We start from the raw sequence: 23987 nt of genomic DNA on the forward strand, positions 1-23987 counted from the left end.
GGCGGCAGAGATGGCATTGTTCGAAAAGATACTGATTGCGAACCGCGGCGAGATCGCCTGCCGCGTCATCCGCACCGCCCGCCGCCTCGGCATCCGCACCGTCGCCGTGCATTCCGACGCCGACGCCAACGCCATGCACGTCCAGATGGCCGACGAGGCCTGCCGCATCGGCGAGTCCGAGGTCACGAAGAGCTACCTGCTGGCCGACCGCATCCTGGAGGCCGCGAAGCGCACCGGCGCCCGCGCCATCCATCCGGGCTATGGCTTCCTGTCGGAGAACGCGGCCTTCGCCGAGGCCATCGAGAAGGAGGGTCTGACCTTCATCGGTCCCAGCGCCGACTCAATCCGCAGGATGGGGCTGAAGGACGCCGCCAAGGCCATCATGGAAAAGGCCGGCGTGCCGGTCGTGCCCGGCTATCACGGCGAGGATCAGGATCTGTCGGTGCTGGCCGCCGAGGCGGGTCGCATCGGCTTCCCCGTGCTGATCAAGGCCGTCGCCGGCGGCGGCGGCAAGGGCATGCGCCGCGTCGACGGCGAGAAGGACTTCCAGAAGGCGCTGGAAGGCGCCCAGCGGGAGGCGAAGAACGCTTTCGGCGACGAGCGGGTGCTGATCGAGAAGTTCCTGGTCAAGCCGCGCCACATCGAGGTGCAGGTCTTCGGCGACAGCCACGGCAATGCGGTGCATCTGTTCGAGCGCGACTGCTCCATCCAGCGCCGCCACCAGAAGGTGATCGAGGAAGCGCCGGCGCCGGACATGCCCGAGGCCATGCGGAAGGCGATGGGCGAGGCGGCGGTCGCCGCGGCGAAGGCCATCGACTACCGCGGCGCGGGCACCATCGAGTTCATCGCCGATGTCTCGGAAGGTCTCCGCCCGGACCGCTTCTTCTTCATGGAGATGAACACGCGCCTGCAGGTGGAGCATCCGGTCACCGAACTGATCTCCGGCCAGGACCTGGTGGAGTGGCAGATCCGCGTCGCCGCCGGCGAGAAGCTGCCGCTGGCCCAGGCGGACCTCACCATCGAGGGCCATGCCATCGAGGCGCGGCTCTACGCCGAGAATCCGTCGAAGATGTTCCTGCCAGCCACGGGCCGGCTCGACATGCTCCGCTTTCCACCGGAGGGTGAGGGCGTGCGCATCGATACCGGCGTCCGCGAGGGCGACAGCGTGACCCCGTTCTACGATCCGATGATCGCCAAGGTCATCGCCCATGGCCGCGACCGCGGCGAGGCGATCCGCAAGCTTTCGGGTGTGCTGGACGCCACCCGCGTCGTGGGGCTGACCACAAACGTGTTCTTCCTGAAGCGGGTGATCGACCATGCGGCCTTCGAGGCCGCGGACCTGGACACCGGTTTCATCGAGCGGTTCCAGCAGGATCTGGTGCCGGCGAAGCCGGAACCCGGCCCACGGACGCTCGCACTGGCGGCGCTGGCCGTGCTGGCGGAGCGGGAGGCCGCGCGCAGGCCGGCTCATGACAGCGATCCTTTCAGCCCCTGGAACGATGCTCATGGCTGGCGGCTGAATGATGACGGCCATGAGGAGCTGCGCTTCCGCGTCGGCGGCGACGAGCATCCGGTGATCGTGCGCTATCTGCGCGGCGGCGGCTTCCGTCTCGAGGCCGGCGGCGAAACCAGGACGGCGAGCCACGCGCTGAACCGGCATGGCGACCTGGTGGCGACGCTGGATGGCGACCGCATGCACGCCGCCTACCATCTGGAGCGCGGCCGGATTTCGGTGATCCACGATGGCGCGCTGCTGGCCTTCGAGATCGTCGATCCGCTGGATGCCGACCTCTCCGACGAGGCCGCCGCCGGCGCCATCGCCGCGCCGCTGCCCGGCAAGATCATCAAGGTCATGGCGGAAGCCGGCCGGAAGGTGAAGAAGGGCGAGGCGCTGATGATCCTGGAGGCGATGAAGATGGAACACACCATCGCTGCGCCGGCCGCCGGCACTGTCCAGGAAGTCAATTTCGGCGAAGGCGACCAGGTGGACGAAGGCGCGGTGCTGATCGCGCTGGAGACGGGATAGACGATGGAACAACGCTACACGCTGCTGACGCTCGGCGTCGCCGATCTCGAACGGAGCGTCGCCTTCTACGAGTATCTGGGCTGGCGCCGGTCGATGCGCGCAGCCAGCGGCGTCGCCTTCTTCCAGTGCGGCGGGGTCGCGCTCGGCCTGTACCCGCGTGAGAATCTGGCGAAGGAGGCGGGCGTGCCGGATGACGGCGGCGGGTTCCGCGGTGTGGCTGTCGCGCACAACACCCGCAGCCGCGACGAGGTCGATTCGGTTCTGGCCGAAGCGGAAGCCGCGGGCGGCCGCGTCGTCCGGCCGGCGGAGGAAGCCTTCTGGGGCGGCTATACCGGCTATTTCGCCGATCCGGACGGGCATCTGTGGGAGGTGGCGTGGAATCCCGGATTTCCGCTGGATGCCGAGGGCAACGTCACGCTGCCTGTCTGAGGGCTAGGCCGCCAGCCACCGTTTCAGGGCATCACTCACCGCTTCCGGGCGTTCCATGGCCGACATGTGGCCGCAGTCCTCGATCACCTCCAGCCGTGCGCCGGGGATCAGGCCGGCCATCTCCTCGCTCATGGCGAGCGGCGTCAGCGCGTCCTGGCGTCCGCAGAGCACCAGCGTCGGCACGTCGACGGTCTGGCAGGTCTCCCGGCTGTCAGGGCGGGCCATGATCGCCTTCGTCTGGTTGACGAAGCCGTCGCGTCCCGTCTCCTCGGCCATGCCGGCGATGGCGGCGGTCAGGGCTGCCTCCTTCAGCCGGTCCTCGTGGATCAGCAAGGGCATCAGCCGTTCGTGGATTCCGGTGAAGCGGCCCTTGTGCGCGAGTTTCAGAAGGTCCTTTCGCCGCTGCGTTTCCTCGGCCGTGTCACCGCTGGCGCGGGTGTCCAGCAGCGCCAGGCGCTCGACGCGCTCCGGCGCCTGACGCCAGATCTCGAAGGCGATGTAGCCGCCCATGGAAAGCCCCGCGAGCGCGAACCGCGCCGGCGCGGCGTCCAGCACCCGCCTTGCGATGGCGGCCATGTTGTCGTCCAGGTCGTGGCGGGGAATGACGATGTCCGCGGCCGGCTCCAGCGCGGCGACCTGGTCGCGCCACAGCCGTTCGGTGCAGAGCAGGCCGGGAACGAGCACGACATTCGCTCTGCTCATGCGTCCATACGCCCCTGAAGTCCGCGATTGACAAGGGATAGCGCCACCATTACGTCACCTCTCAGAACGGTTTGCTCAGAGTTAAACCGCCGCGGGCCCGACGGACAATGCGTTTCCGGGGCCACGCGTCCGAAGGAGTTCCGGTATTAGTAATCCAATGACGTTCAGGGATCTGGGCCTCAGTGACGAGGTTTGCCGCGCAGTAGACGCCGCCGGCTATCGCACAGCGACCCCGATCCAGCAAAAATCCATTCCTCATGTCCTGATGGGCCGCGACCTGCTGGGTACGGCGCAGACGGGAACCGGCAAGACGGCGGCTTTCCTGCTGCCGATGATCGACGTGATGGCGCAGGGGGTCTCCAAGCCCCGCATGCCGCGCGCGCTGGTGCTGGAGCCGACGCGCGAACTGGCGGCACAGGTCGCCGACAGTTTCGATGTCTACGCCGAACATCACGGGCTGAAGCGCGCGCTGGTGATCGGCGGAGTCAATTCCCGGGAGCAGGAAGCCGACCTGGAAGGCACCTGCGACATCATCATCGCCACGCCCGGCCGTCTGCTGGACCTGTTCGACCGCGGCATGATGATGCTGCGTGGCGTGCAGTTCCTCGTCATCGACGAAGCCGACCGCATGATGGACATGGGCTTCATCCCCGATGTCGAGAAGATCGTCTCCCTGTTGCCCGCCAACAGGCAGACCCTGTTCTTCTCTGCGACCATGGCGAAGCCGATCCGCAGGCTGGCCGACAAGTTCCTGACCGACCCGAAGGAGGTCGAGGTGGCGCCGCCGGCCTCGCCGGCGGAAACCGTCGAACAGCGCATTTTCCGTACCCGCGACGACGACAAGCGCGCGGCCCTGTTCGAGCTGATCGAGGCGGAGAACGTCCGCAACGCGCTGATCTTCTGCAACCGCAAGATCGACGTGAAGACCCTGCTCAAGTCGATGCAGAAGCACGGCTATGACGCCGTCGCGCTGCACGGTGACATGGACCAGGCCGACCGCATGGCGACGCTGGAGAAGTTCAAGACCGACAAGGCGCGGTTCATGGTCTGCTCCGATGTTGCGGCGCGCGGCCTCGACATCCAGGGCCTCAGCCATGTCTTCAACTTCGATGTCCCCTTCCATGCCGAAGACTACGTCCACCGCATCGGCCGTACCGGCCGCGCCGGCATGCGCGGGAAGGCGTTCATGCTGGTGACCCCGCGCGAGGAAAAACAGCTCAACGCCATCGTGCAGCTGATCAAGAAGCCGATCGCCGAAGTGGACAGCCAGGGCATCGACAAGGCCGGCGCTGCGACCGCGGAGAGCGGGGAGACGGCCGAGGCCGAAGCGAAGCCCTCGCGCCGGCGCCGTTCGCCGGCGAAGAAGGAAGCGTCCGAATCCGCGCCGGAGCCGGAAGCGGAGGCCAAGCCAAAGCGCCAGCGACGCAAGGCTGCGAAGAAGGACGATGCCGTGGCGGCGCCCGAGGCCGAAGCCGAGGCGAAGCCGGAGACCGAATCCGAGGCCAAGCCGAAACCGAAACGCCAGCGCCGTTCTGCGGCCAGGAAGGACGAGGCCCCGGCTGCGGCCGAAGCGGACGCCGAGGCCAAGCCGAAGCGTGCGCGCCGTGCGCCCAAGGCCGAGGCGGAGGCGGCAGACGAGCCGGCGAAGGAGCCTGCGCTGCCCAATGGCGACGGCGACAGCCGCGCCGCGCGCCGGGCCGATCCGCCGGCCGGCAAGGGCCGCCAGAACCAGAACCGGGGTGACACGCCCAAGGGTCTGGGCGACCATGTGCCGGCGTTCCTGCAGAGGCCCCTGCGGAACCAGCGCGACGCCAACTGATCGGGACAGTCGATGCAGACGATCTTCATCTGGGTGAAGTGCCAGCTCGGTGAGAGCTATGACGTCGCCGATGCGGCCATCCAGGAGATCGAGCAGGTCTCGGAAGTTCATTCCGTTTCAGGGGAATGGGACCTGTTGATGAAGTGCTACCTCAGTGACGAGCAGGATATCGGCCACTTCGTCTGCGAGAGCATCCAGCGCCTGCCGGGGATCAAGGACACGTTCACCACGATCACCTTCAAGGCCTTCTCCTGAGCCGGCGGTGATGGCGTTCGACACCGCGCGCGACCTGCTGCTGCTGATCGATATCCAGAACGATTTCTGTCCCGGCGGCGCACTCGCCGTTGCCGATGGCGACTCGGTCGTTCCCGTCGCCAACAGGCTCGCCGGCCAGTTCGACCATGCCGCCGCGACGCAGGACTGGCACCCGGCGGATCATTTCTCCTTCGCAAGTCATCACGCGGGCCGTGCGCCCTTCGAGAGCATCGACGCGCCCTATGGACCGCAGACGCTGTGGCCCGATCACTGCGTCCAGGGCACCGGCGGCGCGGCGTTTCACCCCGATCTCGACATCGGCCGGGCCGAGATGATCGTGCGCAAGGGCTATCGCCCCGATCTGGACAGCTACTCCGCCTTCTTCGAGAACGATCAGCGGACGCCCACAGGCCTTGGCGGCTACTGCCGCGAGCGCGGTTTCGAACGGATTGTCATGGTCGGGCTGGCGACCGACTTCTGCGTCGCCTGGTCGGCGCTCGACGCCCGCCGGATCGGCTTCGAGGTCTCTGTCGTGCTCGAAGGCTGCCGGGCCATCGACCTCGATGGCTCGCTCGACAAGGCGCTCCACGACATGCGCGCGGCGGGCGTCGAATTGCTCGAGCGCGCCTGATTCCCTACTCGAAGGTCTCCGGGTAGAAGAAGACACGCGAACTGCAGTCCACCGGGTCGTCCGGCATGGGCGAGCATGCCCCGGCGCCGGGCACGTCGAACGGCGCGAAGATCGACAGCGCCGTGCGCTCGCCGGCCTGCTGCGGCAGCCACAGATGCAGGTCCCAGACGCGCGGATGCCACATCAGCACATTGTTCGGTGTCGGCGCTTCCAGACCCGGGGTTGGGGTCAGGTCGTCGACGACCGTCTCTCCGGCGACATCCTCGTCCGGTGCACGCAGGGCCATGACGCCGCTCTGCAGATGGTATCCGGCTTCGTGCAGGAACCATTCGCTCGAGGGGATGCAGCCCAGAGATGGACGTCGTTCGGCGTCGTCCATGATCTTGCCCCAGGCGCCGCCGATCAGGCGGTAGGGGCCGGCGAAGCCGAGCGGGTTCGCGATCGCGGCGTTGTAGGCGGCTTCCGTTTCGCCCGCCTCGCGGGCCCGCGGAGCGAAGAACAGCAATCCGGGCGCCTCCATGGTCACCTGATTGCTCGTGAAGATACTCGCCGCGCCGGCGAACGTGACGCCGATGCCGGCCAGGCTGGTGTTGCCATGCGGTACGGCTCCGTAGCCCGGCAGAACCAGGTCGAAATGCGGTTGTGAGGTCGCGAACTGCGCAGTGAGCGCCCTCAGCGTGTCGATGGTGGCGTTGATGGCGTTCTCGCTGCAGCCGACGACGAAGTCCTGCCGGCCTGAGCGCGCCGTGGCGATCTCGTTGCCGTCCGGCAGGCGGTAGTCCAGGAACCATTCGTAGAACAGGTGATCCGCCGTCAGTGAGGCCACGGCCTGCGCCGGGGTGGCCCGATAGATTCCGCCGGGCTGGAGAGTCGCTACCGCCTCGTGCGCGTCGGCCGGTCCGGGCCAGTGGTGGCGGCTGAAACGGGCGTAGACCGCCACGAGCTCGTAACCGGAAGGCACGTCGATCTCGGCGGTCAGCACGCGTGAATCGCCACTCATCCACGGGTCGGTGGTATCCGTGATCGTCGGGTTCTCGAAACTCTGCAGAAGCTCGCAGCCGGCAAGCAGCAGAAGGGCGGCGATGATGGTGGCTGTGCGTTGCATGATCTGCTCCACGACTGCCGGGCCGTGGGGCCATGGTACCCGAATCTGCTTCGAATTGGAAAAAAGGTGGCGAACCGGAACCTGCCGCCTTCTCCCGCGTTATCCCACGGCTGGGCGGAAACTCAGCCGACCACGCCGCCGTCGTCGCGGCGGATGGCGATGACCGCCGAGCGCGGGACGGCGTCGCCGCCCCCCGGCCAGTGGCTCTTGCCTGAATCACCCGGATGCTGGATGCCGATGAAGACGGTGCGCCGGTCCGGAGTCCAGGCGAATCCGGTTATCTCGCACTCCTTCGGACCAACCATGAAGCGCCGAATCTCGCCGGTCGCCGGGTCGCCGATAAGCATCTGGTTGTTGCCCATGCCGGTGAAGTCGCCCTCGTCGGAGTCGTTGCCGTCGGTCTGGATCCAGATCAGGCCCGTGGAATCGAAGGCGAGACCGTCGGGCGAGTTGAACATGTTTTCCCGGGTCACGTTCTCCGAGCCCGCATAGGCGTCGCTGTGGACGGCCGGATTACCGGCCATGACGAACAGGTCCCACGAGAATGTGCTGGCCGTGTGGTCCTCGTTGTCGGGGACCCAGCGGACGATCTGGCCGTAGTTGTTGGCCGCGCGCGGGTTCGGGCCGTTGACCGGGGTGGGGTCGCCGCCGGCATTCGGCCTGGCGGCCCGGTGCCTGTTGTTGGTCAGGCAGCAATAGGCTTCCGCCTTCATCGGATTGGCCGCGACCCATTCGGGGCGGTCCATCGTCGTGGCGCCCACCGCCGAGGCCGCCTGCCGGGTGTGGATGCAGATCTCGGCCCGGGACTTCATGCCCGTGGTCTCCGGCGTCAGTTCCAGCCACGCGCCGCGGCCGTCGTCATGGAACCTGGCGACGTAGAGCCTGCCATCTTCCAGCAGGTCGGCGTTGTCGCCGCCAGCCACGTACCTGCGGTCGGAGACGAAGCGGTAGATGAACTCGCCGCGTTCGTCATCGCCGAGATAGACGACAACGCGCCCGTCATTGGCGACGACCAGTTCGGCGTTCTCGTGCTTGAAGCGGCCGAGAGCGGTTCGCTTCTTCGGTGTCGAGGCCGGGTCGAGGGGATCGATCTCGACGACGTAGCCGGCGCGGTTCGGCTCGTTCGGGTGTCTTGCGATGTCGAAACGCTCGTCCACCGTCGCCCAGTCATAGCCCCAGTCCTTCGGGCCGATGCCGTAGCGCTTCATCGCGTCGGTGATCGCGGGGTTCTCGTGGGACGAGGAGAAGTATCCGTTGAAGTTCTCCTCGCAGGTCAGGTAGGTGCCCCAGGGCGTGCGGCCATTGCCGCAATTGTTCCAGGTGCCGAGCGTCCGGGCTCCGGCCGGGTCGGCGGCGGTCTTCATCAGGTCGTGACCGCGTGCCGGGCCGGTGATCTCCATGGGCGTCTGCGGCGTGATCCGGCGATTGAACGCGCTGTCCCTGACGATCGACCACTTGCCGTCCTGCCAGGTGATCTCGACGACCGAGACGCCGTGGGCCAGCATGCCCTTGAGGATGTCGTCCTCGCCCGCCGGCTTGTCATTCTCCCGGTTGCCCCAGATGACCTTCCGGTTCGTGTACTCGTTGTTGACCGCGAGAACGTAGCGGCCGTCGCGGGTGAACAGCGCCATGCCGTCATTGTTGTCGCCGAAGGCGCGGGCCTGGCTGTCGGCGCTGCCGCGTGTGGCATGGTCGAACTCGGGCGCGTCGGACCACATCGGCTCGCCCCAGACGGCGACCGTGTGCCAGTTGTAGCCCTTCGGCAGCGTGATCGTGTCCAGCGTGTTGGCCTCGACCGGCGCGAACCCGAAGCGGCCCGCAGCGTGCGCCGGACGGGTCAGCGCGGAGGTGCCCAGGAACATTGCCGTCGCGCCCAACGCCGCGGCGCCGCCGACGAAGGCGCGACGGGAATAGCGGCGCGCGGCGATCCGGTCGAAATCCGTCGTCTCGACCGGCGGATTGTTGAGTTCGTCGAACTCGTCGAACGAGATTTCAGTCAGCTTCTGCTCTGACATCATGGTCTCCATCGATGGTCGGGGCGTCGTCGCCAGCGCGATCCTCATTCGCCGGCACATTTGATCCATGTAGATACTCCCGCAATGCTGCATCGCCGTGACACCGGTGTCCGCGCGGGCTGTTCCGCAGGGTGCGGATGTGGTCTAGAGAAGCTGCATGCCGGACACACTCAGAATAGCACTGGCACAGGCCAATCCGACCGTCGGCGACATCGCCGGCAATGTCGCGCTGGCGCGGATGCTGCGCGCCGAGGCCGCCGTTGCCGGGGCCGACCTGATCGCCTTTCCGGAGATGTTCGTCACCGGCTATCCGCCCGAAGACCTGCTGTTCCAGCCCGCCTTCCAGACGGCGGCCATCCGGGCGGTCGAGGATCTGGCGTCGGAAACCGGCGATGGCGGACCGGCGATGCTGATGACCGGCTGCTGGCGGGCCGATGGCCGGCTGCACAATGCGGCGATGATGCTGGACCGCGGCGCCGTGCAGGCCACGACGTTCAAGCACCGCCTGCCCAACTATGGCGTTTTCGACGAGAAGCGGCAGTTCGCCGAAGGGCCGCTGCCCGGTCCGCTTTCCTGCCGTGGCGTGCGGCTGGGGGTGATGCTCTGCGAGGACATGTGGTCCCCGGATGTGGCCGAGTGCCTGCAGGAGACCGGCGCGGAGATCCTGATCGTCGCCAACGGTTCGCCCTTCGACGTGACCAAGCCGGATCTGCGGATCAACGGCGCCGTCGCGCGGGTCACCGAAACGGGCCTGCCGCTGCTCTATCTCAACCTGGTCGGCGGGCAGGACGAGCTCGTGTTCGACGGCGGCTCATTCGCGCTGAACGCCGATCTCCGCACCCCGGTCCGCCTGCCGGAGTTCGAGCCGATGCTCTGCGTCACGGACTGGCGGCGCAACGGTGAGGCCTGGCGCTGCGTGCCCGGGACGGACATTGCTCCTCTCGGACATGTGGACGCGATCTACCGCACGGTGATGCTGGGGCTGAGGGACTTTGCGGAGAAGAACGCCTTCCCGGGCGTGGTTCTCGGTCTGTCGGGCGGCATCGACACGGCGCTCAGCGCCGCCATCGCCGTCGATGCGGTCGGGCCCGAAAGGGTCTGGTGCACCATGCTGACATCCGAGGCGACGGATGCGGACCGCCGCCGGAATGCGGAAGCGGTGGCGGCGCTGCTGGGCGTCAGGCTCGATGTCTGTCCGATCGCCGACAGCCTCTCCGCGCTCAATGCCGCGTTGGGCCCGGCCTTCGGTGAGGGCCAGCCCGACACTGTCGACCGCAATCTCGAGGCGCGGACGCGGGGATCGATGCTGACGGCGCTGGCCGAACGCAGTGGCTATCTGCTGCTCGGCACGGGCAACAAGTCGGAAATCTCGGTCGGGCTCGATACGCTCCACGAGGACGAATTCGCCGACTTCGGCGTGCTCAAGGATCTCTACAGGACGACGGTGAGGGCTCTGGCCGAGTGGCGCAACGCCAACCGGCCCGCCGGCGGGCTGGGACCCGATGGCCGGGTGCTGCCGCAGAGCCTGATCGAAATGCCTGCGGCGGCGCGGCCGTCGATTGCGGTCGGCGCCGGCGACCTGCCGGCCTTCGATGAGCTCGACGACATGCTCGAGTGCCTGATCGAAGGCGAGATGTCGGCCCGGCAAGTGGTCGAACGGGGCCATGACGCGGCTGTCGTGCGCCATGTCGAATACCTGTTCCATCGCGCCGAGCATCGCCGCCGCCGGACTGCGCCCGGGGTCAAGGTGACCACCCGGAGTTTCGGCCGCGACCGCCGGTTTCCCATCACCAACGCCTTCCGGGAGACTGGATAATCATGGCCGAACCCTCCGCGCCCCGCGTCCGCTTCGCGCCCAGCCCGACGGGCCAGCTCCACCTCGGCAACATCAAGGCGGCGGTGATCAACTGGCTGTTCGCGCGCCATCATGGCGGCGACTTCCTGCTCAGGATCGACGACACCGACGGCGGCCGGTCGGAGACCGCCTACGAGGAGGACATCCTGCGGGATCTGAAATGGCTGGGACTGCGCTGGGACCGTTTTGCCCGGCAGTCGGAACGGACGGAACGCTACGCCGCCGCCATCGAGGTGCTGAAAGGGCAGGGGCGCCTCTACGCCTGCTACGAGACGCCGGAGGAACTGGAGCGCAAGCGCGGGCTGCAGCGCGCCGCGGGCCGGCCGCCGGTCTATGACCGCGCGGGGCTGCGCCTGACCGACGAACAGCGCGCCGCTCTGGAGGCGGAGGGGCGGCGGCCGCACTGGCGGTTCCTGCTGACGCAGGAGCGGGTGGTCTGGGACGATCTGGTGCGCGGGCGCCAGGAGGTGGACGCCGCCTCGCTCTCCGATCCCGTGCTGATCAGGGAGGACGGGCGGCCCCTCTACACGCTCAGCTCGACCGTCGACGACGGCGAGTTCGGGATCACCCAAGTCATCCGCGGCGAGGACCACGTTGCCAACACTGCTGCCCAGATCCAGCTTTTCGAAGCATTGGGCCACGCGTCGCCGGCCTTCGGTCACTTCGCGCTGCTGGTCGACACCGATGGCGCACCGCTGTCGAAGCGCGCCGGCAGCCTGACAGTCGCGGCGCTGCGTGAGGCCGGCATCGAGCCGGTCGCGATTGTCAGTCTGCTGGCGCGGCTCGGTACGTCGAAACCGGTGGAACTGTTCCGCAGCAACGAGGCGGCGGGGAAAGCGTTCGACCTTTCGGCCTTTGGCCGCGCCGCCGCGCGCTTCGACATGGCCGAGCTGCAACGCCTGTCCGCACAGTTCGTTCACGGGCTGGAACCCGACGAGGCGGCGCGGAGGCTGGGCGATCACCGGCCGGCCGTGCTCGCCATCTGGGAGGCCGTTCGAGGCAATCTGAACAGCTTCGACGACTTCCAGGCCTGGATCGACCGGATCGAAGAGGCCATCGTGCCGACGATCGAGGAGCCGGACTACTGTGCCGAGGCTGCCGGACTGCTGCCGGAAGGCGACCTGGACGAGACAAGCTGGAAGACCTGGACCGACCTCCTGAAAGCCGAAACCGGCCGCAAGGGCAAGGCGCTGTTCCGCCCGCTCAGGCTGGCGCTGACCGGCCGGGAACATGGACCGGAGATGCAAAAGCTGCTACCCCTCATCGGCCGCGACCGGGCCGTGCGGCGCCTTCGGGGCGAAACAGCCTGATCCACCAGGGACTTCGCTGGCGAAGTGAATGCGATGAGCAAGGAACGCCTCTACCTGTTCGACACCACGTTGCGCGATGGTGCGCAGACCAAGGGCGTCGACTTCTCGGTCGAGGACAAGCGGACCATTGCGCTCGCACTCGACCAGCTAGGGCTGGACTACATCGAAGGCGGCTGGCCGGGTGCGAACCCGACCGACACCAGCTTTTTCGAGAACCCGCCCAGGCTGCGCCGCGCCAAGCTGGTCGCCTTCGGCATGACCAAGCGCGCGGGCCGTTCCGTCTCCAACGATCCGGGCCTGTCGCAGGTGCTGGGCGCCCAGGCGGACGCCGTCTGCCTGGTGGGCAAGTCCTGGGACTTCCATGTCGATCTTGCCCTGGGGATTCCGCGCGAGGAGAACCTCGTCTCCATCCGCGAGAGCATCGCCGCCGCCGTCGAGCGCGGGCGGGAGGCCATGTTCGACGCCGAGCACTTCTTCGACGGCTATCGCGACAACCCCGACTACGCCCTGGCCTGTATCGAGGCGGCTCTGGAAGGCGGTGCGCGCTGGGTCGTGCTCTGCGATACCAACGGCGGCACCCTGCCGGCGGACGTCGAGCGGATCGTCGCCGAGGTGGCGGCGAAGTATCCCGGCGAGCGGATCGGCATTCACGCCCACAACGATACCGAGAACGCCGTGGCCAACAGTCTGGCCGCCGTCCACGCCGGCGCCCGGCAGGTGCAGGGCACGCTGAACGGTCTGGGCGAGCGCTGCGGCAACGCCAACATGATCTCGGTGATTCCGTCGCTGATGCTGAAGCCGACCTATGCGGACCGGTTCGAGACCGGCATTCCGGTGACCGAGCTCAGGCATCTGACGCAGACCTCGCGGCTGCTGGACGAACTGCTCAACCGGGCGCCCAACCGCCATCAGGCCTATGTCGGCGACAGCGCCTTCGCCCACAAGGGCGGGCTGCATGTTTCTGCGGTGCAGAAGGACCCGAAGACCTACGAACACATCGACCCCGAAATCGTCGGCAACCGCCGGCACGTGCTGGTCTCGGACCAGGCCGGGCGCTCCAACATCCTGGCGCGGCTGGAGGAGTGCGGCATCGAGGTCGAGAACGACGACCCCCGGGTCGGCCGCCTGCTGGATGCGGTGAAGCAGCGCGAATTCGAGGGCTATTCCTATGACGGCGCGGAGGCGAGCTTCGAGCTGATGGCGCGCCGGACCCTGGGGCAGGTGCCGGAGTATTTCCGCGTCGAGCGTTTCCGGGTGATGGTGGAGCGCCGCTTCAACGCCCGCGGCGAGCTGGTCACCGTCTCCGAGGCGACGGTGAAGATACTGGCCGGGGGCGAGGATCGCCTGACGGTCGGTGAGGGCAACGGTCCCGTGAACGCCCTGGATCAGGCGCTGCGGCAGGCGCTGGACGGACTCTACGCCGAACTGTCGGATCTCCGTCTCGTCGACTTCAAGGTCCGCATCCTGACCGGCGGCACCGAAGCGGTAACGCGTGTCCTGATCGAGAGCGCAGACGGTACGGGCGAGCGCTGGTTCACGGTCGGCGTCTCGAGCAACATCGTCGAGGCGAGCTTCGACGCGCTCCACGATTCGATCACCTACAAGCTCTACCGCGACGGCGCCCGCACGGCGGGCCGCATCGCCGCCGAATAGACAGCATCGCGCATGGCCGGCACCGACCGCCGCTTCAGGGATTCCGCCTTGCCGCAGCCGGCGATCATTCTCGTCCGGCCACAGATGGGCGAGAATATCGGCGCGGCAGCGCGGGCGATGCTGAATTTCGGCCTGGGCGAGATGCGTCTCGTCGCGCCGCGCGACGGCTGGCCCAGCGAATCGGCCCGCGCCATGGCCTCCCGCGCCGACGAGGTGCTGGAGCATGCGCGGCTGTTCGAGACCACCGAGGAAGCGATCGCCGATCTGCATCACGTCTACGCCACCACGGCGCGGGGGCGGGAGATGGCGAAGCCCGTGGTGACGCCGAGGGAGGCTGCGAGCACGGGCGTCGGGCGCGTGCGCGCGGGCGAGCGGGTCGGCATCCTGTTCGGCGGTGAGCGGGCCGGTCTGGACAATGACGACGTGGCGCTGGCGCGGGCTGTGGTCCAGGTCACCGCCAACCCGGCGTTTTCCTCACTCAACCTGGCGCAGGCCATTCTGCTCGTCTCCTACGAATGGCGGCTGGCGGCTCTTGCGGCAGGCGAGGCGACGACCATGCCTCCGGCGCCGGAGGAGGCCGGGCCCGTGGCCGAAGCCGCGCAGATGACCGCGTTCCTCGATTTCCTTTCGGCGGAGCTCGACGCAGCCGGGTTCTTCCACCGCATTGCCGACAAGCGGCCCACCATGCTGCGGAACATCCGGGCGATGTTTCACCGCGCGGATCTGCGTGAGCAGGAGGTCAGGACGCTGTTCGGTGTGGTCCGCAGTCTCTCCGGCCACCGTCAGGGCACAAGGGGCGCGAAGGACGGGGAAAAGGGCGGTTGACAGCCCGCAGCCCCGGTCCTATAGCACGGCCTCCCGCGACCGGAACGCACCGGCCGCGTTCATCTGTGATTTGACCGAACGGCAGAAGGCAACCGATGTCGAAGCGTATCAGCGCGAAATACAAGATCGATCGCCGCATGGGCGAGAACCTCTGGGGCCGTCCGAAGAGCCCCGTCAACCGCCGCGACTACGGTCCCGGACAGCACGGGCAGGCAGGCAAGCGCAAGAAGGTCTCCGACTTCGGTCTGCACCTCCGCGCCAAGCAGAAGCTCAAGGGCTACTACGGTTCGATCACCGAGAAGCAGTTCCGCCGGGTCTATGGCGAGGCCGTGCGCCGCAAGGGCGACACCTCCGAGAACCTGATCGGCCTGCTGGAGAGCCGCCTCGACGCGCTCGTATACCGCATGAAGTTCGTGCCGACCGTGTTCGCGGCGCGGCAGTTCGTGAACCACGGCCATGTCAACGTGAATGGCCGGCGGGTGAACATTCCGAGCTACCGCTGCAAGCCGGGCGACGTGATCGAGGTCCGCGAGAAGTCGCGCCAGATCAACCTGGTGCTGGACGCCGCGGAGTCGTCGGAGCGCGAGACGCCCGACTATGTCGAGGTCGACCACAACAAGATGACCGGCAAATACACCCGCGTGCCCAAGCTGGCCGACGTGCCCTACGCGGTGCAGATGGAGCCGAATCTGGTCATCGAGTACTACTCGCGCTGAGTTCCGGAAGCCGGCGGGCCGAGGTTGGATGGGCCGGCCAGGCAGACCAGATCGAGGACGGCGTCGGAGCAATCCGGCGCCGTTTTTCATTTCCGGTCGGCGTGCGGGAGATTCTGTCATGCCCGTCGCCGGAGGCGCGCGGGCATCGCGCCGCGGCAAGACGCCGGAGTCCGGCTTAGAGCATTCCACGAAGTGATGGAATCACTTGGCGTCCTGGGGCTTGACCCCAGGACCCAGTCCTTCTGTCCGCTGGGCCCTTGGATCGAGTCCAAGGGCGACAGAGTAGGGCGGTTCAATCAAACATCGGAACGGCCTTGCCCGATCCCCGAGTGGCGCAGGCGCCATCGGGGATGACAACAAGGGCCATCCACGGGCGGGCGGTGTCGGTTCAGCCCATGCGCATGCCGCCCGAAATGGTGATCGTCTGGCCGGTCATGCCGTCGGATTCGCCTGAGCCCAGATAGACGGCGATATGCGCGATTTCGACCGGCTCCAGCATGCGCCCGATGGGCACGCGGTTCACCAGCATCGTCTGCAGTTCCTCGACCGGCATGCCCAGGATCTCCGCGTGATCATCGAACTGGTCGATCATGTCGGTATTCACGAAGCCCGGGCAGATGGCGTTGACGGTGATCCGGTCCTTGGCATGCTCCAGCGCCGCGCAGCGCGTCATGCCGACCACGGCATGCTTGGAGGTGTTGTAGGCGCCCTGATTGAGGGATTCCCACTTGCCGGCGGTCGAGGCGATGTTGACGATCTTGCCGCCGCCGGACTTCTGCATGTGGCGCAGGGCGAACTGCATGGCGTGGAAGACGCCATAGGTGTTCACCTGCATGATCCGGTCGAAGGTCTCGGGCTCGTAGTCGATGAAGCGGCTGGCCTTGTAGACGCCGGCATTGTTGACCAGCACGTCGAGGCCGCCGAGCCGGTCGACGCAGGTTTCGATCATGGCCTCCACCGCGGCGCGGTCGCTGACATCCGCTGCCAGCGTCTCCACCTTGCCGCCGTGGGCAGCAGCCTTCGCCGCAATGTCCCGGAGCTGCGGCAGGCCGGTCGCGACCAGCATGAGGTCCGCGCCTTCCTCGGCGTAGCGTTCCGCGATCGAGGCGCCGATGCCGCGGCTCGCACCCGTGATCAACGCCCGCCGGCCGGCGAGCCGTCCCTGTCTTTCGGCCATTCCGTGTTCTCCCCCTGGAACCCTGTAGGGGAGTCATAACCCGGCGGCGGCGGTCAATAAATCCGGCGTTTCGGGGCCCAGCGTTTCACGGCCTTGCCGCCGGTGATGACCCTGGGCACCCCGTCAGGCAGTTCGGGGCGTTCCTCGTTCGCCGCCGGCGGTGGCTTCACCTGGGCGGCGGGGCGGCGTTCGGCTTCCCGGGCGGCGGGCTGGATGAAGGTCCGGCGATAGGCCTCGGCCATCAAGTCCAGCGGAATCTCCGCATCCGGCGCGGCCTGGCGCACATCTGAGAAGATGCCATCGGTCTCGACGAAAGCGTCGAGCTGCTCGACCGGCGACCTGGCGAACTTGCGGTAGATGAGTTTCAGGCAGGCCTCGGCGCGGTCATCGATCTCCTTGGGCCGGTCGGGCTCGCCGCCCTGCTCCAGCACGGGATAGAGATTGGGGTCGCAGGGTCCGAGGGTACTGGCGACGAAGCGGCTCGGCATCAGCGCGCGGCCTTCATTGGCGGCAGCGTAGAGTCCCTGCGCCATGTAGAGCAGAAGTTGCAGCTTGCGCGGCTGCAGCCTTATGCCGTCCTGCTCCGCCGCGAAGCGGAACCAGCCGACGGCTGCAATGGTGGATTTCAGCGCGGGCGCGCGGAATCTGGGGCTCCCTGTCATGGCGCGCAGTCTCGCCCGCCATGGCGAACAAAGGGTTAATCGCCGGCGCGAATCCGCTTCGCCGCCTCGACCGCGAAATAGGTAAGAACGCCGTCGCAGCCGGCCCGCTTGAAGCCCAGCAGGCTCTCCATCATCACCTTCTCGCGGTCCAGCCAGCCATTGTCGGCGGCGGCGTTGAGCATCGCGTACTCGCCGGAGACCTGGTAGGCGAAGGTGGGCAGGTGGAAGGCGTCCTTCACCCGCCGGCAGAGATCCAGATAGGGCATGCCCGGCTTGACCATCACCATGTCCGCGCCCTCTGCGATGTCCATGGCGACCTCGCGGATCGCCTCGTCGCCATTGGCCGGGTTCATCTGGTAGGTCGCCTTGGTCGCCTTGCCGAGATTGGCCCTGGAGCCGATGGCGTCGCGGAAGGGTCCGTAGAAGGCGGAAGCATATTTCGCCGCGTAGGACATGATCTGGACGTTGTGGTGGCCGTGCGCTTCCAGCGCCTCCCGGATGGCGCCGACGCGCCCGTCCATCATGTCCGAGGGCGCGATGATGTCGCAGCCGGCCTCGACCTGGATCAACGCCTGCTGGATCAGCACCTCCAGCGTGATGTCGTTCTGCACGTAGCCGTCGCGAATCAGGCCGTCATGGCCATGGCTGGTGAAGGGATCCAGCGCCGCGTCGCAGAGCACGCCGACATCGGGTATGTGCTGCTTGACCGCGCGCACGGCGCGGCAGACCACGTTGTCGGGATTGGTCGCCTCGGTGCCTTCGTCGTTCTTCCGCTCCGCGTCGACAGCGGGAAAGATGGCGATCAGTGGCACGCCCAGTTCGCCGGCCTCGCCGACGGCGTCGACCAGACTGTCCACCGAATGACGGCGCACGCCGGGCATGGAGGGAACGTCAATGACATCATCGCCCTCGTGGACGAAGACCGGCCAGATCAGGTCGTCGACCGTCAGCACGTTCTCCGCCACCAGCCGGCGCGACCAGTCGCTGGCGCGGGGCCGGCGCAGGCGCACGCGCGGATAGGCCGACAACGGCAGGTCGGCGCGCTCGGCCTCCGGTGCGGGACGGCGGAAGGGAAGGGGATTCTCGCTCATGGCAATGGCCCGTCTGTGGCGTATAACCTGCCGAACCATAGACCAGCGCGGGCGTCGGGCAAAGCGGTCCGGCGATGCGGGATCACCGTTCGAGGGAGGAGAGACGGATGAGCTACGAACACATGACCATGGACGTGTCCGACGGGGTGGCGCTCTGCCGCTTCAACAGGCCCGACGCCGCCAACGCGATGCACCTGGCGCTGACCGAGGAACTGCTGGACATCGCCATCCGCTGCGACGAGGACCCGGCAATCCGCGCGGTGGTCTTCACCGGCGCGGGCAAGATGTTCTCCGCCGGCGGCGACATCGCCTTCTTCCAGAAGGAGGGCGACGATCTGCCGGCCATGGCCAAGAAGATGACCGTCTTCCTGCATGCCGCCATCAGCCGGCTGCACCGCATGGACCCGCCCGTGATCTGTGCGGTCAACGGCACCGCCGCCGGCGCCGGTTTCAGCTTCGCCATCCAGGGCGACCTCGTGCTGGCCGGGGAAGGGGCGAAGTTCACCATGGCCTATACGCGCCTCGGCGTTTCGCCGGACGGCTCGGGAACGTACTTCCTGCCGCGCCGCGTCGGCACCAAGCGGGCGCTGGACCTGATCCTGACCAACCGCCTGCTCAGCGCCGAGGAGGCGCGTGAGTGGGGCCTGGTCGACTATGTTCATCCGGACGACGCGCTGCTCGACGAGGCGATGAAGCTCGCCGCCACACTGGCGAAGGGGCCGACAGCGACCTATGGCCGGGTCAAGCACCTGATCCACGACAGCCTCAACGAGACGCTGGAAAGCCAGATGGAGCGGGAGACGCGGGGCATTGCCGAATCGATGCGCTCCGCCGATGGCCGCGAGGGCATCGAGGCGTTCCTGGCCAAGCGCCCGGCGAAGTTCGGGGGGTAGTCGCTCCCGGCGTCCCGGAAGGGCCGGAGGCTCTGTCCGGGATCGATGCCGGAGCATTTCCGGCAATCGGACCAGGGGCGGCGGTGCTCAGGCATGGGCCCCGGCTCAGAGGCCGGGGCGCGTCGGTCTCGCGCGCCTCGCTCTACAGCCCCTCGACGACGATGAACTGGCCGTCGGCGGCGCCTTCGCGTTCCTTCTTGGCGGCCTGGTATTCGGGTGAATTGTAGAACGCCTGCGCCGCCTTCATGTCGGCGAAGCGGAGCACCACCACGCGGCGGGTCTCCTCGTCGCCCTCCAGCGTCGCCAGCGCGCCGCCGCGGGCCAGGTACTCGCCGCCGTACTTCTTGATGGCGGCCGGGGCCAGCGCCTTGTAGTTCTCGTACTTCTCCGGATCGGTGACGTTGACGCGGGCGATCACGTAGGCGGCCATGGCTTCTTTCCTTCGCTGATTGGACTAGGCTGAGCCGCAATCTAGCCTGAACGCGCGGGGAGGAAATCATGGAACTGCAGTTTTCGACGATCGAGCGGCGGGGGCGCATCGTCATCGTCCGCTTCGACAGGGGCATCGCGGCCAATCCCCTGTCGGACGCCCTGATGAAGGAACTGACCGACATCGCCCGCCATCTCGACGACGATCTCGAGAGTTCGGTGGTGGTGCTGGCGGGCCGCGACGACAACTTTTCCATGGGCTTCGATCTGAAGGATCCGGTCGCCGAGCAGCGCGCCGAGGCCGGCCTGCTCGCCAGGCGGCGCTCGATCCAGCGCGGGCCGCGGCTCTGCCGCGCCTGGGAGGAACTGGAGCAGATGACCATCTGCGCCGTTGAAGGCTGGTGCGTCGGCGGCGGCGTGGCGCTGGCCTGTTCGCTCGACCTCCGCGTCATGGGAGAGGGGGCGACCTACTACGTTTCCGAGATCGAGCGCGGCATGAACATGAGCTGGAACTCGGTGCCGCGCTTCGTGAACCTGTGCGGCCCTGCGCGGACCAAACGGCTCGTCGTTATGGCGGAGAAGGTCGGCGCGGAACGGGCGCTGGAATGGGGCCTGGCCGACGAGGTGGCGCCGAAGGGCGGCGCGCTGGAGAAGGCGCTGGAAATGGCCGAACGCATCGCCAGCCTGCCGCCGGTGCAGGTGCGCATGTGCAAGAAGGACGTCGACGTCGCCGCCAAGGCGCTCAACCACGCCGTCAGCTTCATGGACGCCGACCAGTTCTGTCTCTCCATGACCGGCGAGGACTACAAGGAAGGCGTGCAGTCGTTCCTCGAGAAACGCCCGCCGCGCTATACGGGACGTTGAATTGCGCGGGCGGAGCGACAGTTCTGCTTCCATGAGGCCTGGATTTCCGGGTGCAGGCACACGGCATTTCAATTGGCTGTCCCGGGGCCTGGCCCCGGGACCCGGTTTGCATGGTCAGTTTCTCTGGGCCCGGCGATCAAGTCACGGGGCGGAACAGGGCCAGCATTTCGGTTCGCGGAAGGAGGATCGTTGAGGAACACCGTATCCGGCACGCCGTCCGGCCCGCCCGACTGGAGCGTGCTGCGCCGGTTGCTGCCCTATCTCTGGCCGAAGGACGACTGGCGGCCGAAGCTGCGCATCGTCCTCGCCGCCTGCTTCCTGGCCGGTTCCATCGCGGCGGGGGCGACGGTGCCGTTCCTGCTCAAGCACGCCGTCGACTCGCTGGATGCGGAGAGTATCGCCATCGGCGCGGCGATCGCCTTCGTGGTGGCCTACGGTCTCGGGCGGGTGTTGCAGCAGGGTCTGGCGCAGGCCCGCGACGGCATCTTTTCCGCGGTCGGACAGCGGGCCGCGCGGCGTGTGGCGCGCCGCGTCTTTCAGCGGCTGCACGAGCTCAGCTACCGCTTCCATACCGAACGCCGCACCGGCGCCCTGCATCAGCTCATCGACCGCGGCGCCAAGGCGATCGACTTCCTGTTGCGCATGGCGCTGTTCAACGTCGTTCCCGTGGTCGGCCAGGCGGTGATCTTTCTCGGTATTCTGGTGATCGAGTATCAGTTCTGGTTTGCGGTCGCGACCTTCGCCACGGTGATCGCCTTCATCGCCTTCACCTTTCTGGTGACCGAGTGGCGCATCGGCATCCGCCGGGAGATGAACCGCCGCGACGAGGAGGCCTATGCCAGCTCCGTCGACAGCCTGCTGAACTTCGAGACCGTGCGTTATTTCGCCAATGAACCCTACGAGGTCGAGCGTTTCGACAATCGGCTTGCGGGCTACGAGAAGGCGGCGGTGCGCAGCCAGGTCAGCCTGGCTTTCCTGAACACCGGGCAGGGCTTCATCGTGGCCACGGGCCTGGTCATCGTCATGGTGCTGGCGGCAAGGGGCGTTGCCGACGGCTCCATGACCATCGGCGATTTCGTTCTGATCAACGCGTTCCTGATCCAGCTCTACATGCCGCTCAACATGCTGGGCATGGTCTACCGCGAGGTGAAGCAGAGCCTGGTCGACATGCAGAAGATGTTCGGCCTGCTGGACCGGGAGATCGAGGTCGGCGATGCGCCGGAGGCAAAACCGCTCGCCTTCCGCGGCGGCCACATCGAGTTCGACAACGTGACCTTCGGCTACGACCCGCGGCGCACGGTGCTGGACGGCGTTTCCTTCGAGGTGCCGCCCGGCCACACCATCGCCGTGGTCGGTGAATCTGGCGGCGGCAAGTCCACGCTGACGCGGCTGCTGTTCCGCTTCTTCGACGTCACCGGCGGCCGCATCCTGATCGACGGGCAGGACATCCGCGACGTCACCCAGGCCTCGTTGCGCCGGACGCTGGGCGTCGTGCCCCAGGACGTGGTGCTGTTCAACGACACGCTGGAGCACAACATCCGCTATGGCGATCTGGAGGCCGGCGACGAGGCGATGAACGCGGCGATCGACGCAGCCCAGCTCCGCCCCCTGATCGACAGCCTGCCCGACGGCCTGGCCAGCACCGTCGGCGAACGCGGCCTGAAGCTCTCCGGCGGCGAGAAGCAGCGCGTCGCCATCGCGCGGATGATGCTGAAGGATCCCGGCGTGATGATCTTCGACGAGGCGACCTCGGCGCTGGACACGGCGACGGAGCGGGAGATCCAGAAGGCGCTGACCCGCGTCTCTCAGGGCCGGACGACGCTGATGATCGCGCACCGGCTCTCGACGGTGGTCAACGCCGACCAGATCATCGTGCTGGACGGCGGACGCATCGCCGAACGCGGCCAGCATCACGAACTGATCGCCCGTAACGGCCTCTACGCCCACATGTGGCGGCGCCAGCAGGCCGAGCGGGCGCAGGACGGCGAAGGCGCGGTCAGCGCCGCGGAGTAGATTTCAGAAGTACGGCGCGACCTTGCCGAGATTGGCGTAGATGGTCTTCGTCTGGGTGAAGTGGCCGATGGTTTCCAGCCCGTTCTCCCGGCCGACGCCGGACTGCTTGTGGCCGCCGAAGGGCACTTCCGGCGGCGTCACGTTGTAGTCGTTGATCCAGACCGTGCCGGCCTGCATCGCATTGGCGACGCGGTGGGCGCGGGCGAAGTCGGTGGTGAAGACCGCCCCGGCCAGTCCGAAGGGCGTGTGGTTGGCGCGGGCGACGACCTCGTGCTCCTCCTCGAAGGGCAGCACCGCCATGACGGGACCGAAGATCTCGTCGCGCACGAAGCTCATGTCGTCGGTGCATTCGGCGAAGACCGCCGGGTGGACGAAATTGCCTGCGGCGAGGGTCGGATCTTCCGGGCGGTGGCCGCCCACGACGTGCAGCGCGTTGGAGCGGCGCGCCGCCTCGATATGGCCCATGACCTTCTCCAGATGGCCGGCGCTGATCAGCGCGCCGATCTTCGTCGCCGGGTCGAACGGGTCGCCGAGCGGAATGCGAGCGACCTTGTCTTCCAGGCTTTCCAGGAAGCGGCGGTAGATGCGGCGCTGGACGAAGACGCGGGTGCCGTTGGAGCAGACCTCGCCCGCGGAGTAGAAATTGGCCGACATGGCGGAGTCGACCGCGCCGTCGAAATCGGCGTCGTCGAAGACGATCAGCGGGGACTTGCCGCCCAGCTCCAGGGTGACCCCCTTCAATGTCTGCGCGGCGTCGGCCATGACCTTGCGGCCCGTGCCGACCTCGCCGGTCAGGCTGATCTTGGCGATGCCGGGATGGCGGGAGAGCAGCTGGCCCACCCGGCCGTCGCCCTGGACGACATTGAAGGCGCCCGGTGGCAGACCAGCCTCGAGATAGATCTCGGCCAGCTTCAGCGCCGACAGCGGCGTCAGCTCGGCGGGCTTGAAGATCATGGTGTTGCCGCAGGCCAGCGCCGGCGCGGACTTCCAGAGCGCGATCTGGATCGGATAGTTCCATGCTCCGATGCCGGCGCAGACGCCCAGCGGTTCGCGGCGCACCATGGCGAAGGCATCGGGACCGAAATCATGGTGCTCACCGTGAATGGCGGGCGCGAGGCCGGCGTAGTACTCCAGCATCTCGGCGCCGGTGATGACGTCGACCTCGGCGGTCTCGGCGATGGGCTTGCCGGTGTCCAGCGTTTCCAGCCGCGCCAGTTCCCCGTTGCGCTCGCGCAGGATCGCCGCGGCGCGCAGCAGCACCTTCGCGCGCTCCCGCGCCGGCGTCGTCGACCAGGTCAGAAAGGCCTCCTGCGCCGCCTCGACGGCGGCCTCCACGTCCTCGGGCGAGGCCATGTCGACCTCGCAGATCACGTGGTTCGTCGCCGGATTCAGGGTCTCGAACGTCTCCTCGGCCGTGCCGGGCCGATAGCGGCCGCCGATGAAGAGCTGTTGCACGCCGAGGGTGGTGTTCGGACCGTAATGGGTCTGGTCTTCAGCCATCGCGTTGGCCTTTCCTT

At 67.4% G+C, this 23987-nt stretch carries 21 protein-coding genes; 13 read left to right on the top strand and 8 right to left on the bottom strand.

Annotation, left to right across the window (positions count from 1 at the left end):
- Positions 1–10 precede the first annotated feature (10 nt).
- Together TEF_11155 and TEF_11160 are read left to right on the top strand one after the other, a co-directional pair.
- The gene (locus TEF_11155; protein ANK81294.1) at positions 11–2026 is read left to right on the top strand and encodes a hypothetical protein; all 2016 of its coding nucleotides are present in this window, start codon (positions 11–13) and stop codon (positions 2024–2026) included.
- Positions 2027–2029: 3 nt separating this feature from the next.
- A complete protein-coding gene (locus TEF_11160; GenBank protein ID ANK81295.1) occupies positions 2030–2455 on the top strand; it encodes a glyoxalase in 426 nt (141 codons plus the stop codon).
- A 3-nt stretch (positions 2456–2458) separates the two neighbouring features.
- Here the strand turns inward: TEF_11160 and TEF_11165 are convergent, their stop codons facing one another.
- Positions 2459–3157 carry an alpha/beta hydrolase gene (locus TEF_11165; protein ID ANK81296.1) on the bottom strand — a complete coding sequence of 233 codons (699 nt, stop codon included), beginning with the start codon at positions 3155–3157 and terminating at the stop codon, positions 2459–2461.
- Between the two features lie 157 nt (positions 3158–3314).
- Here TEF_11165 and TEF_11170 point away from each other — a divergent pair, with 157 nt between their 5' ends.
- From TEF_11170 to TEF_11180, 3 genes are read left to right on the top strand one after another with little or no spacing between them, the layout of a single operon-like run.
- Positions 3315–4976 carry a hypothetical protein gene (locus tag TEF_11170; GenBank protein ID ANK81297.1) on the top strand — a complete coding sequence of 554 codons (1662 nt, stop codon included), beginning with the start codon at positions 3315–3317 and terminating at the stop codon, positions 4974–4976.
- A gap of 12 nt (positions 4977–4988) precedes the next feature.
- On the top strand, positions 4989–5231 hold the full coding sequence (locus TEF_11175) for an AsnC family transcriptional regulator (protein ANK81298.1): 243 nt from the start codon (positions 4989–4991) through the stop codon (positions 5229–5231).
- Positions 5232–5241: 10 nt separating this feature from the next.
- Positions 5242–5862, top strand: a complete 621-nt coding sequence (locus tag TEF_11180) for a nicotinamidase (protein ID ANK81299.1) — start codon at positions 5242–5244, stop codon at positions 5860–5862.
- Between the two features lie 4 nt (positions 5863–5866).
- On the opposite strand, the gene TEF_11185 is transcribed toward TEF_11180, so the two are convergent.
- Both TEF_11185 and TEF_11190 read right to left on the bottom strand, forming a co-directional pair.
- Positions 5867–6979 (bottom strand): hypothetical protein, encoded by a 1113-nt coding sequence (locus TEF_11185; protein ANK81300.1) that lies wholly within the window; start codon positions 6977–6979, stop codon positions 5867–5869.
- Between the two features lie 110 nt (positions 6980–7089).
- Positions 7090–8982: a transcriptional initiation protein Tat gene (locus TEF_11190; protein ID ANK83425.1), complete on the bottom strand. Its 1893-nt coding sequence runs from the start codon at positions 8980–8982 to the stop codon at positions 7090–7092.
- Between the two features lie 157 nt (positions 8983–9139).
- Between TEF_11190 and TEF_11195 the strand changes: the two genes are divergently transcribed.
- From TEF_11195 to TEF_11215, 5 genes are all read left to right on the top strand, one after another.
- Positions 9140–10798 carry an NAD+ synthase gene (locus tag TEF_11195; GenBank protein ID ANK81301.1) on the top strand — a complete coding sequence of 553 codons (1659 nt, stop codon included), beginning with the start codon at positions 9140–9142 and terminating at the stop codon, positions 10796–10798.
- A gap of 2 nt (positions 10799–10800) precedes the next feature.
- Positions 10801–12147 carry a glutamate--tRNA ligase gene (locus TEF_11200; protein ANK81302.1) on the top strand — a complete coding sequence of 449 codons (1347 nt, stop codon included), beginning with the start codon at positions 10801–10803 and terminating at the stop codon, positions 12145–12147.
- A 33-nt stretch (positions 12148–12180) separates the two neighbouring features.
- Positions 12181–13800 carry a citramalate synthase gene (locus tag TEF_11205; GenBank protein ID ANK81303.1) on the top strand — a complete coding sequence of 540 codons (1620 nt, stop codon included), beginning with the start codon at positions 12181–12183 and terminating at the stop codon, positions 13798–13800.
- Positions 13801–13812: 12 nt separating this feature from the next.
- Entirely contained in the window at positions 13813–14625 is an 813-nt protein-coding gene (locus tag TEF_11210) for a hypothetical protein (GenBank protein ID ANK81304.1), read from the top strand.
- Between the two features lie 95 nt (positions 14626–14720).
- The gene (locus TEF_11215; GenBank protein ID ANK81305.1) at positions 14721–15341 is read left to right on the top strand and encodes a 30S ribosomal protein S4; all 621 of its coding nucleotides are present in this window, start codon (positions 14721–14723) and stop codon (positions 15339–15341) included.
- A 388-nt stretch (positions 15342–15729) separates the two neighbouring features.
- Here TEF_11215 and TEF_11220 read toward each other — a convergent pair whose 3' ends face one another.
- The 3 genes from TEF_11220 to TEF_11230 are packed head-to-tail and all read right to left on the bottom strand — an operon-like array spanning position 15730 to position 18184.
- Positions 15730–16518 (bottom strand): hypothetical protein, encoded by a 789-nt coding sequence (locus TEF_11220; protein ID ANK81306.1) that lies wholly within the window; start codon positions 16516–16518, stop codon positions 15730–15732.
- A gap of 53 nt (positions 16519–16571) precedes the next feature.
- Positions 16572–17180 carry a hypothetical protein gene (locus TEF_11225; protein ANK81307.1) on the bottom strand — a complete coding sequence of 203 codons (609 nt, stop codon included), beginning with the start codon at positions 17178–17180 and terminating at the stop codon, positions 16572–16574.
- Between the two features lie 35 nt (positions 17181–17215).
- Positions 17216–18184, bottom strand: a complete 969-nt coding sequence (locus TEF_11230) for a delta-aminolevulinic acid dehydratase (GenBank protein ID ANK83426.1) — start codon at positions 18182–18184, stop codon at positions 17216–17218.
- A gap of 194 nt (positions 18185–18378) precedes the next feature.
- Here TEF_11230 and TEF_11235 point away from each other — a divergent pair, with 194 nt between their 5' ends.
- A complete protein-coding gene (locus TEF_11235) occupies positions 18379–19164 on the top strand; it encodes an enoyl-CoA hydratase (GenBank protein ANK81308.1) in 786 nt (261 codons plus the stop codon).
- 142 nt (positions 19165–19306) lie between these two features.
- Here the strand turns inward: TEF_11235 and TEF_11240 are convergent, their stop codons facing one another.
- Complete coding sequence (locus tag TEF_11240) at positions 19307–19594, bottom strand: hypothetical protein (GenBank protein ID ANK81309.1); 288 nt, start codon at positions 19592–19594, stop codon at positions 19307–19309.
- A 68-nt stretch (positions 19595–19662) separates the two neighbouring features.
- Between TEF_11240 and TEF_11245 the strand changes: the two genes are divergently transcribed.
- A complete protein-coding gene (locus TEF_11245) occupies positions 19663–20457 on the top strand; it encodes a hypothetical protein (GenBank protein ANK81310.1) in 795 nt (264 codons plus the stop codon).
- Positions 20458–20646: 189 nt separating this feature from the next.
- Positions 20647–22470: a metal ABC transporter permease gene (locus TEF_11250; protein ANK81311.1), complete on the top strand. Its 1824-nt coding sequence runs from the start codon at positions 20647–20649 to the stop codon at positions 22468–22470.
- Between the two features lie 3 nt (positions 22471–22473).
- On the opposite strand, the gene TEF_11255 is transcribed toward TEF_11250, so the two are convergent.
- On the bottom strand, positions 22474–23970 hold the full coding sequence (locus TEF_11255) for a betaine-aldehyde dehydrogenase (GenBank protein ANK81312.1): 1497 nt from the start codon (positions 23968–23970) through the stop codon (positions 22474–22476).
- Positions 23971–23987 lie beyond the last annotated feature (17 nt).

The organism is Rhizobiales bacterium NRL2 (genome assembly GCA_001664005.1).
Classification (GTDB): Bacteria; Pseudomonadota; Alphaproteobacteria; order Minwuiales; family Minwuiaceae; genus Minwuia.

What these genes read in the sequence shown, in the direction of transcription:
- TEF_11220 (ANK81306.1), bottom strand. Translation starts at nt 16,518, where the DNA reads ATGGCCGAAAGACAGGGACGGCTCGCCGGCCGGCGGGCGTTGATCACG.
- TEF_11205 (ANK81303.1), top strand. Translation starts at nt 12,181, where the DNA reads ATGAGCAAGGAACGCCTCTACCTGTTCGACACCACGTTGCGCGATGGT.
- TEF_11195 (ANK81301.1), top strand. Translation starts at nt 9,140, where the DNA reads ATGCCGGACACACTCAGAATAGCACTGGCACAGGCCAATCCGACCGTC.
- TEF_11190 (ANK83425.1), bottom strand. Translation starts at nt 8,982, where the DNA reads ATGTCAGAGCAGAAGCTGACTGAAATCTCGTTCGACGAGTTCGACGAA.
- TEF_11245 (ANK81310.1), top strand. Translation starts at nt 19,663, where the DNA reads ATGGAACTGCAGTTTTCGACGATCGAGCGGCGGGGGCGCATCGTCATC.
- TEF_11255 (ANK81312.1), bottom strand. Translation starts at nt 23,970, where the DNA reads ATGGCTGAAGACCAGACCCATTACGGTCCGAACACCACCCTCGGCGTG.
- TEF_11200 (ANK81302.1), top strand. Translation starts at nt 10,801, where the DNA reads ATGGCCGAACCCTCCGCGCCCCGCGTCCGCTTCGCGCCCAGCCCGACG.
- TEF_11240 (ANK81309.1), bottom strand. Translation starts at nt 19,594, where the DNA reads ATGGCCGCCTACGTGATCGCCCGCGTCAACGTCACCGATCCGGAGAAG.
- TEF_11225 (ANK81307.1), bottom strand. Translation starts at nt 17,180, where the DNA reads ATGACAGGGAGCCCCAGATTCCGCGCGCCCGCGCTGAAATCCACCATT.
- TEF_11170 (ANK81297.1), top strand. Translation starts at nt 3,315, where the DNA reads ATGACGTTCAGGGATCTGGGCCTCAGTGACGAGGTTTGCCGCGCAGTA.
- TEF_11155 (ANK81294.1), top strand. Translation starts at nt 11, where the DNA reads ATGGCATTGTTCGAAAAGATACTGATTGCGAACCGCGGCGAGATCGCC.
- TEF_11175 (ANK81298.1), top strand. Translation starts at nt 4,989, where the DNA reads ATGCAGACGATCTTCATCTGGGTGAAGTGCCAGCTCGGTGAGAGCTAT.
- TEF_11165 (ANK81296.1), bottom strand. Translation starts at nt 3,157, where the DNA reads ATGAGCAGAGCGAATGTCGTGCTCGTTCCCGGCCTGCTCTGCACCGAA.
- TEF_11180 (ANK81299.1), top strand. Translation starts at nt 5,242, where the DNA reads ATGGCGTTCGACACCGCGCGCGACCTGCTGCTGCTGATCGATATCCAG.
- TEF_11210 (ANK81304.1), top strand. Translation starts at nt 13,813, where the DNA reads ATGGCCGGCACCGACCGCCGCTTCAGGGATTCCGCCTTGCCGCAGCCG.
- TEF_11235 (ANK81308.1), top strand. Translation starts at nt 18,379, where the DNA reads ATGAGCTACGAACACATGACCATGGACGTGTCCGACGGGGTGGCGCTC.
- TEF_11215 (ANK81305.1), top strand. Translation starts at nt 14,721, where the DNA reads ATGTCGAAGCGTATCAGCGCGAAATACAAGATCGATCGCCGCATGGGC.
- TEF_11160 (ANK81295.1), top strand. Translation starts at nt 2,030, where the DNA reads ATGGAACAACGCTACACGCTGCTGACGCTCGGCGTCGCCGATCTCGAA.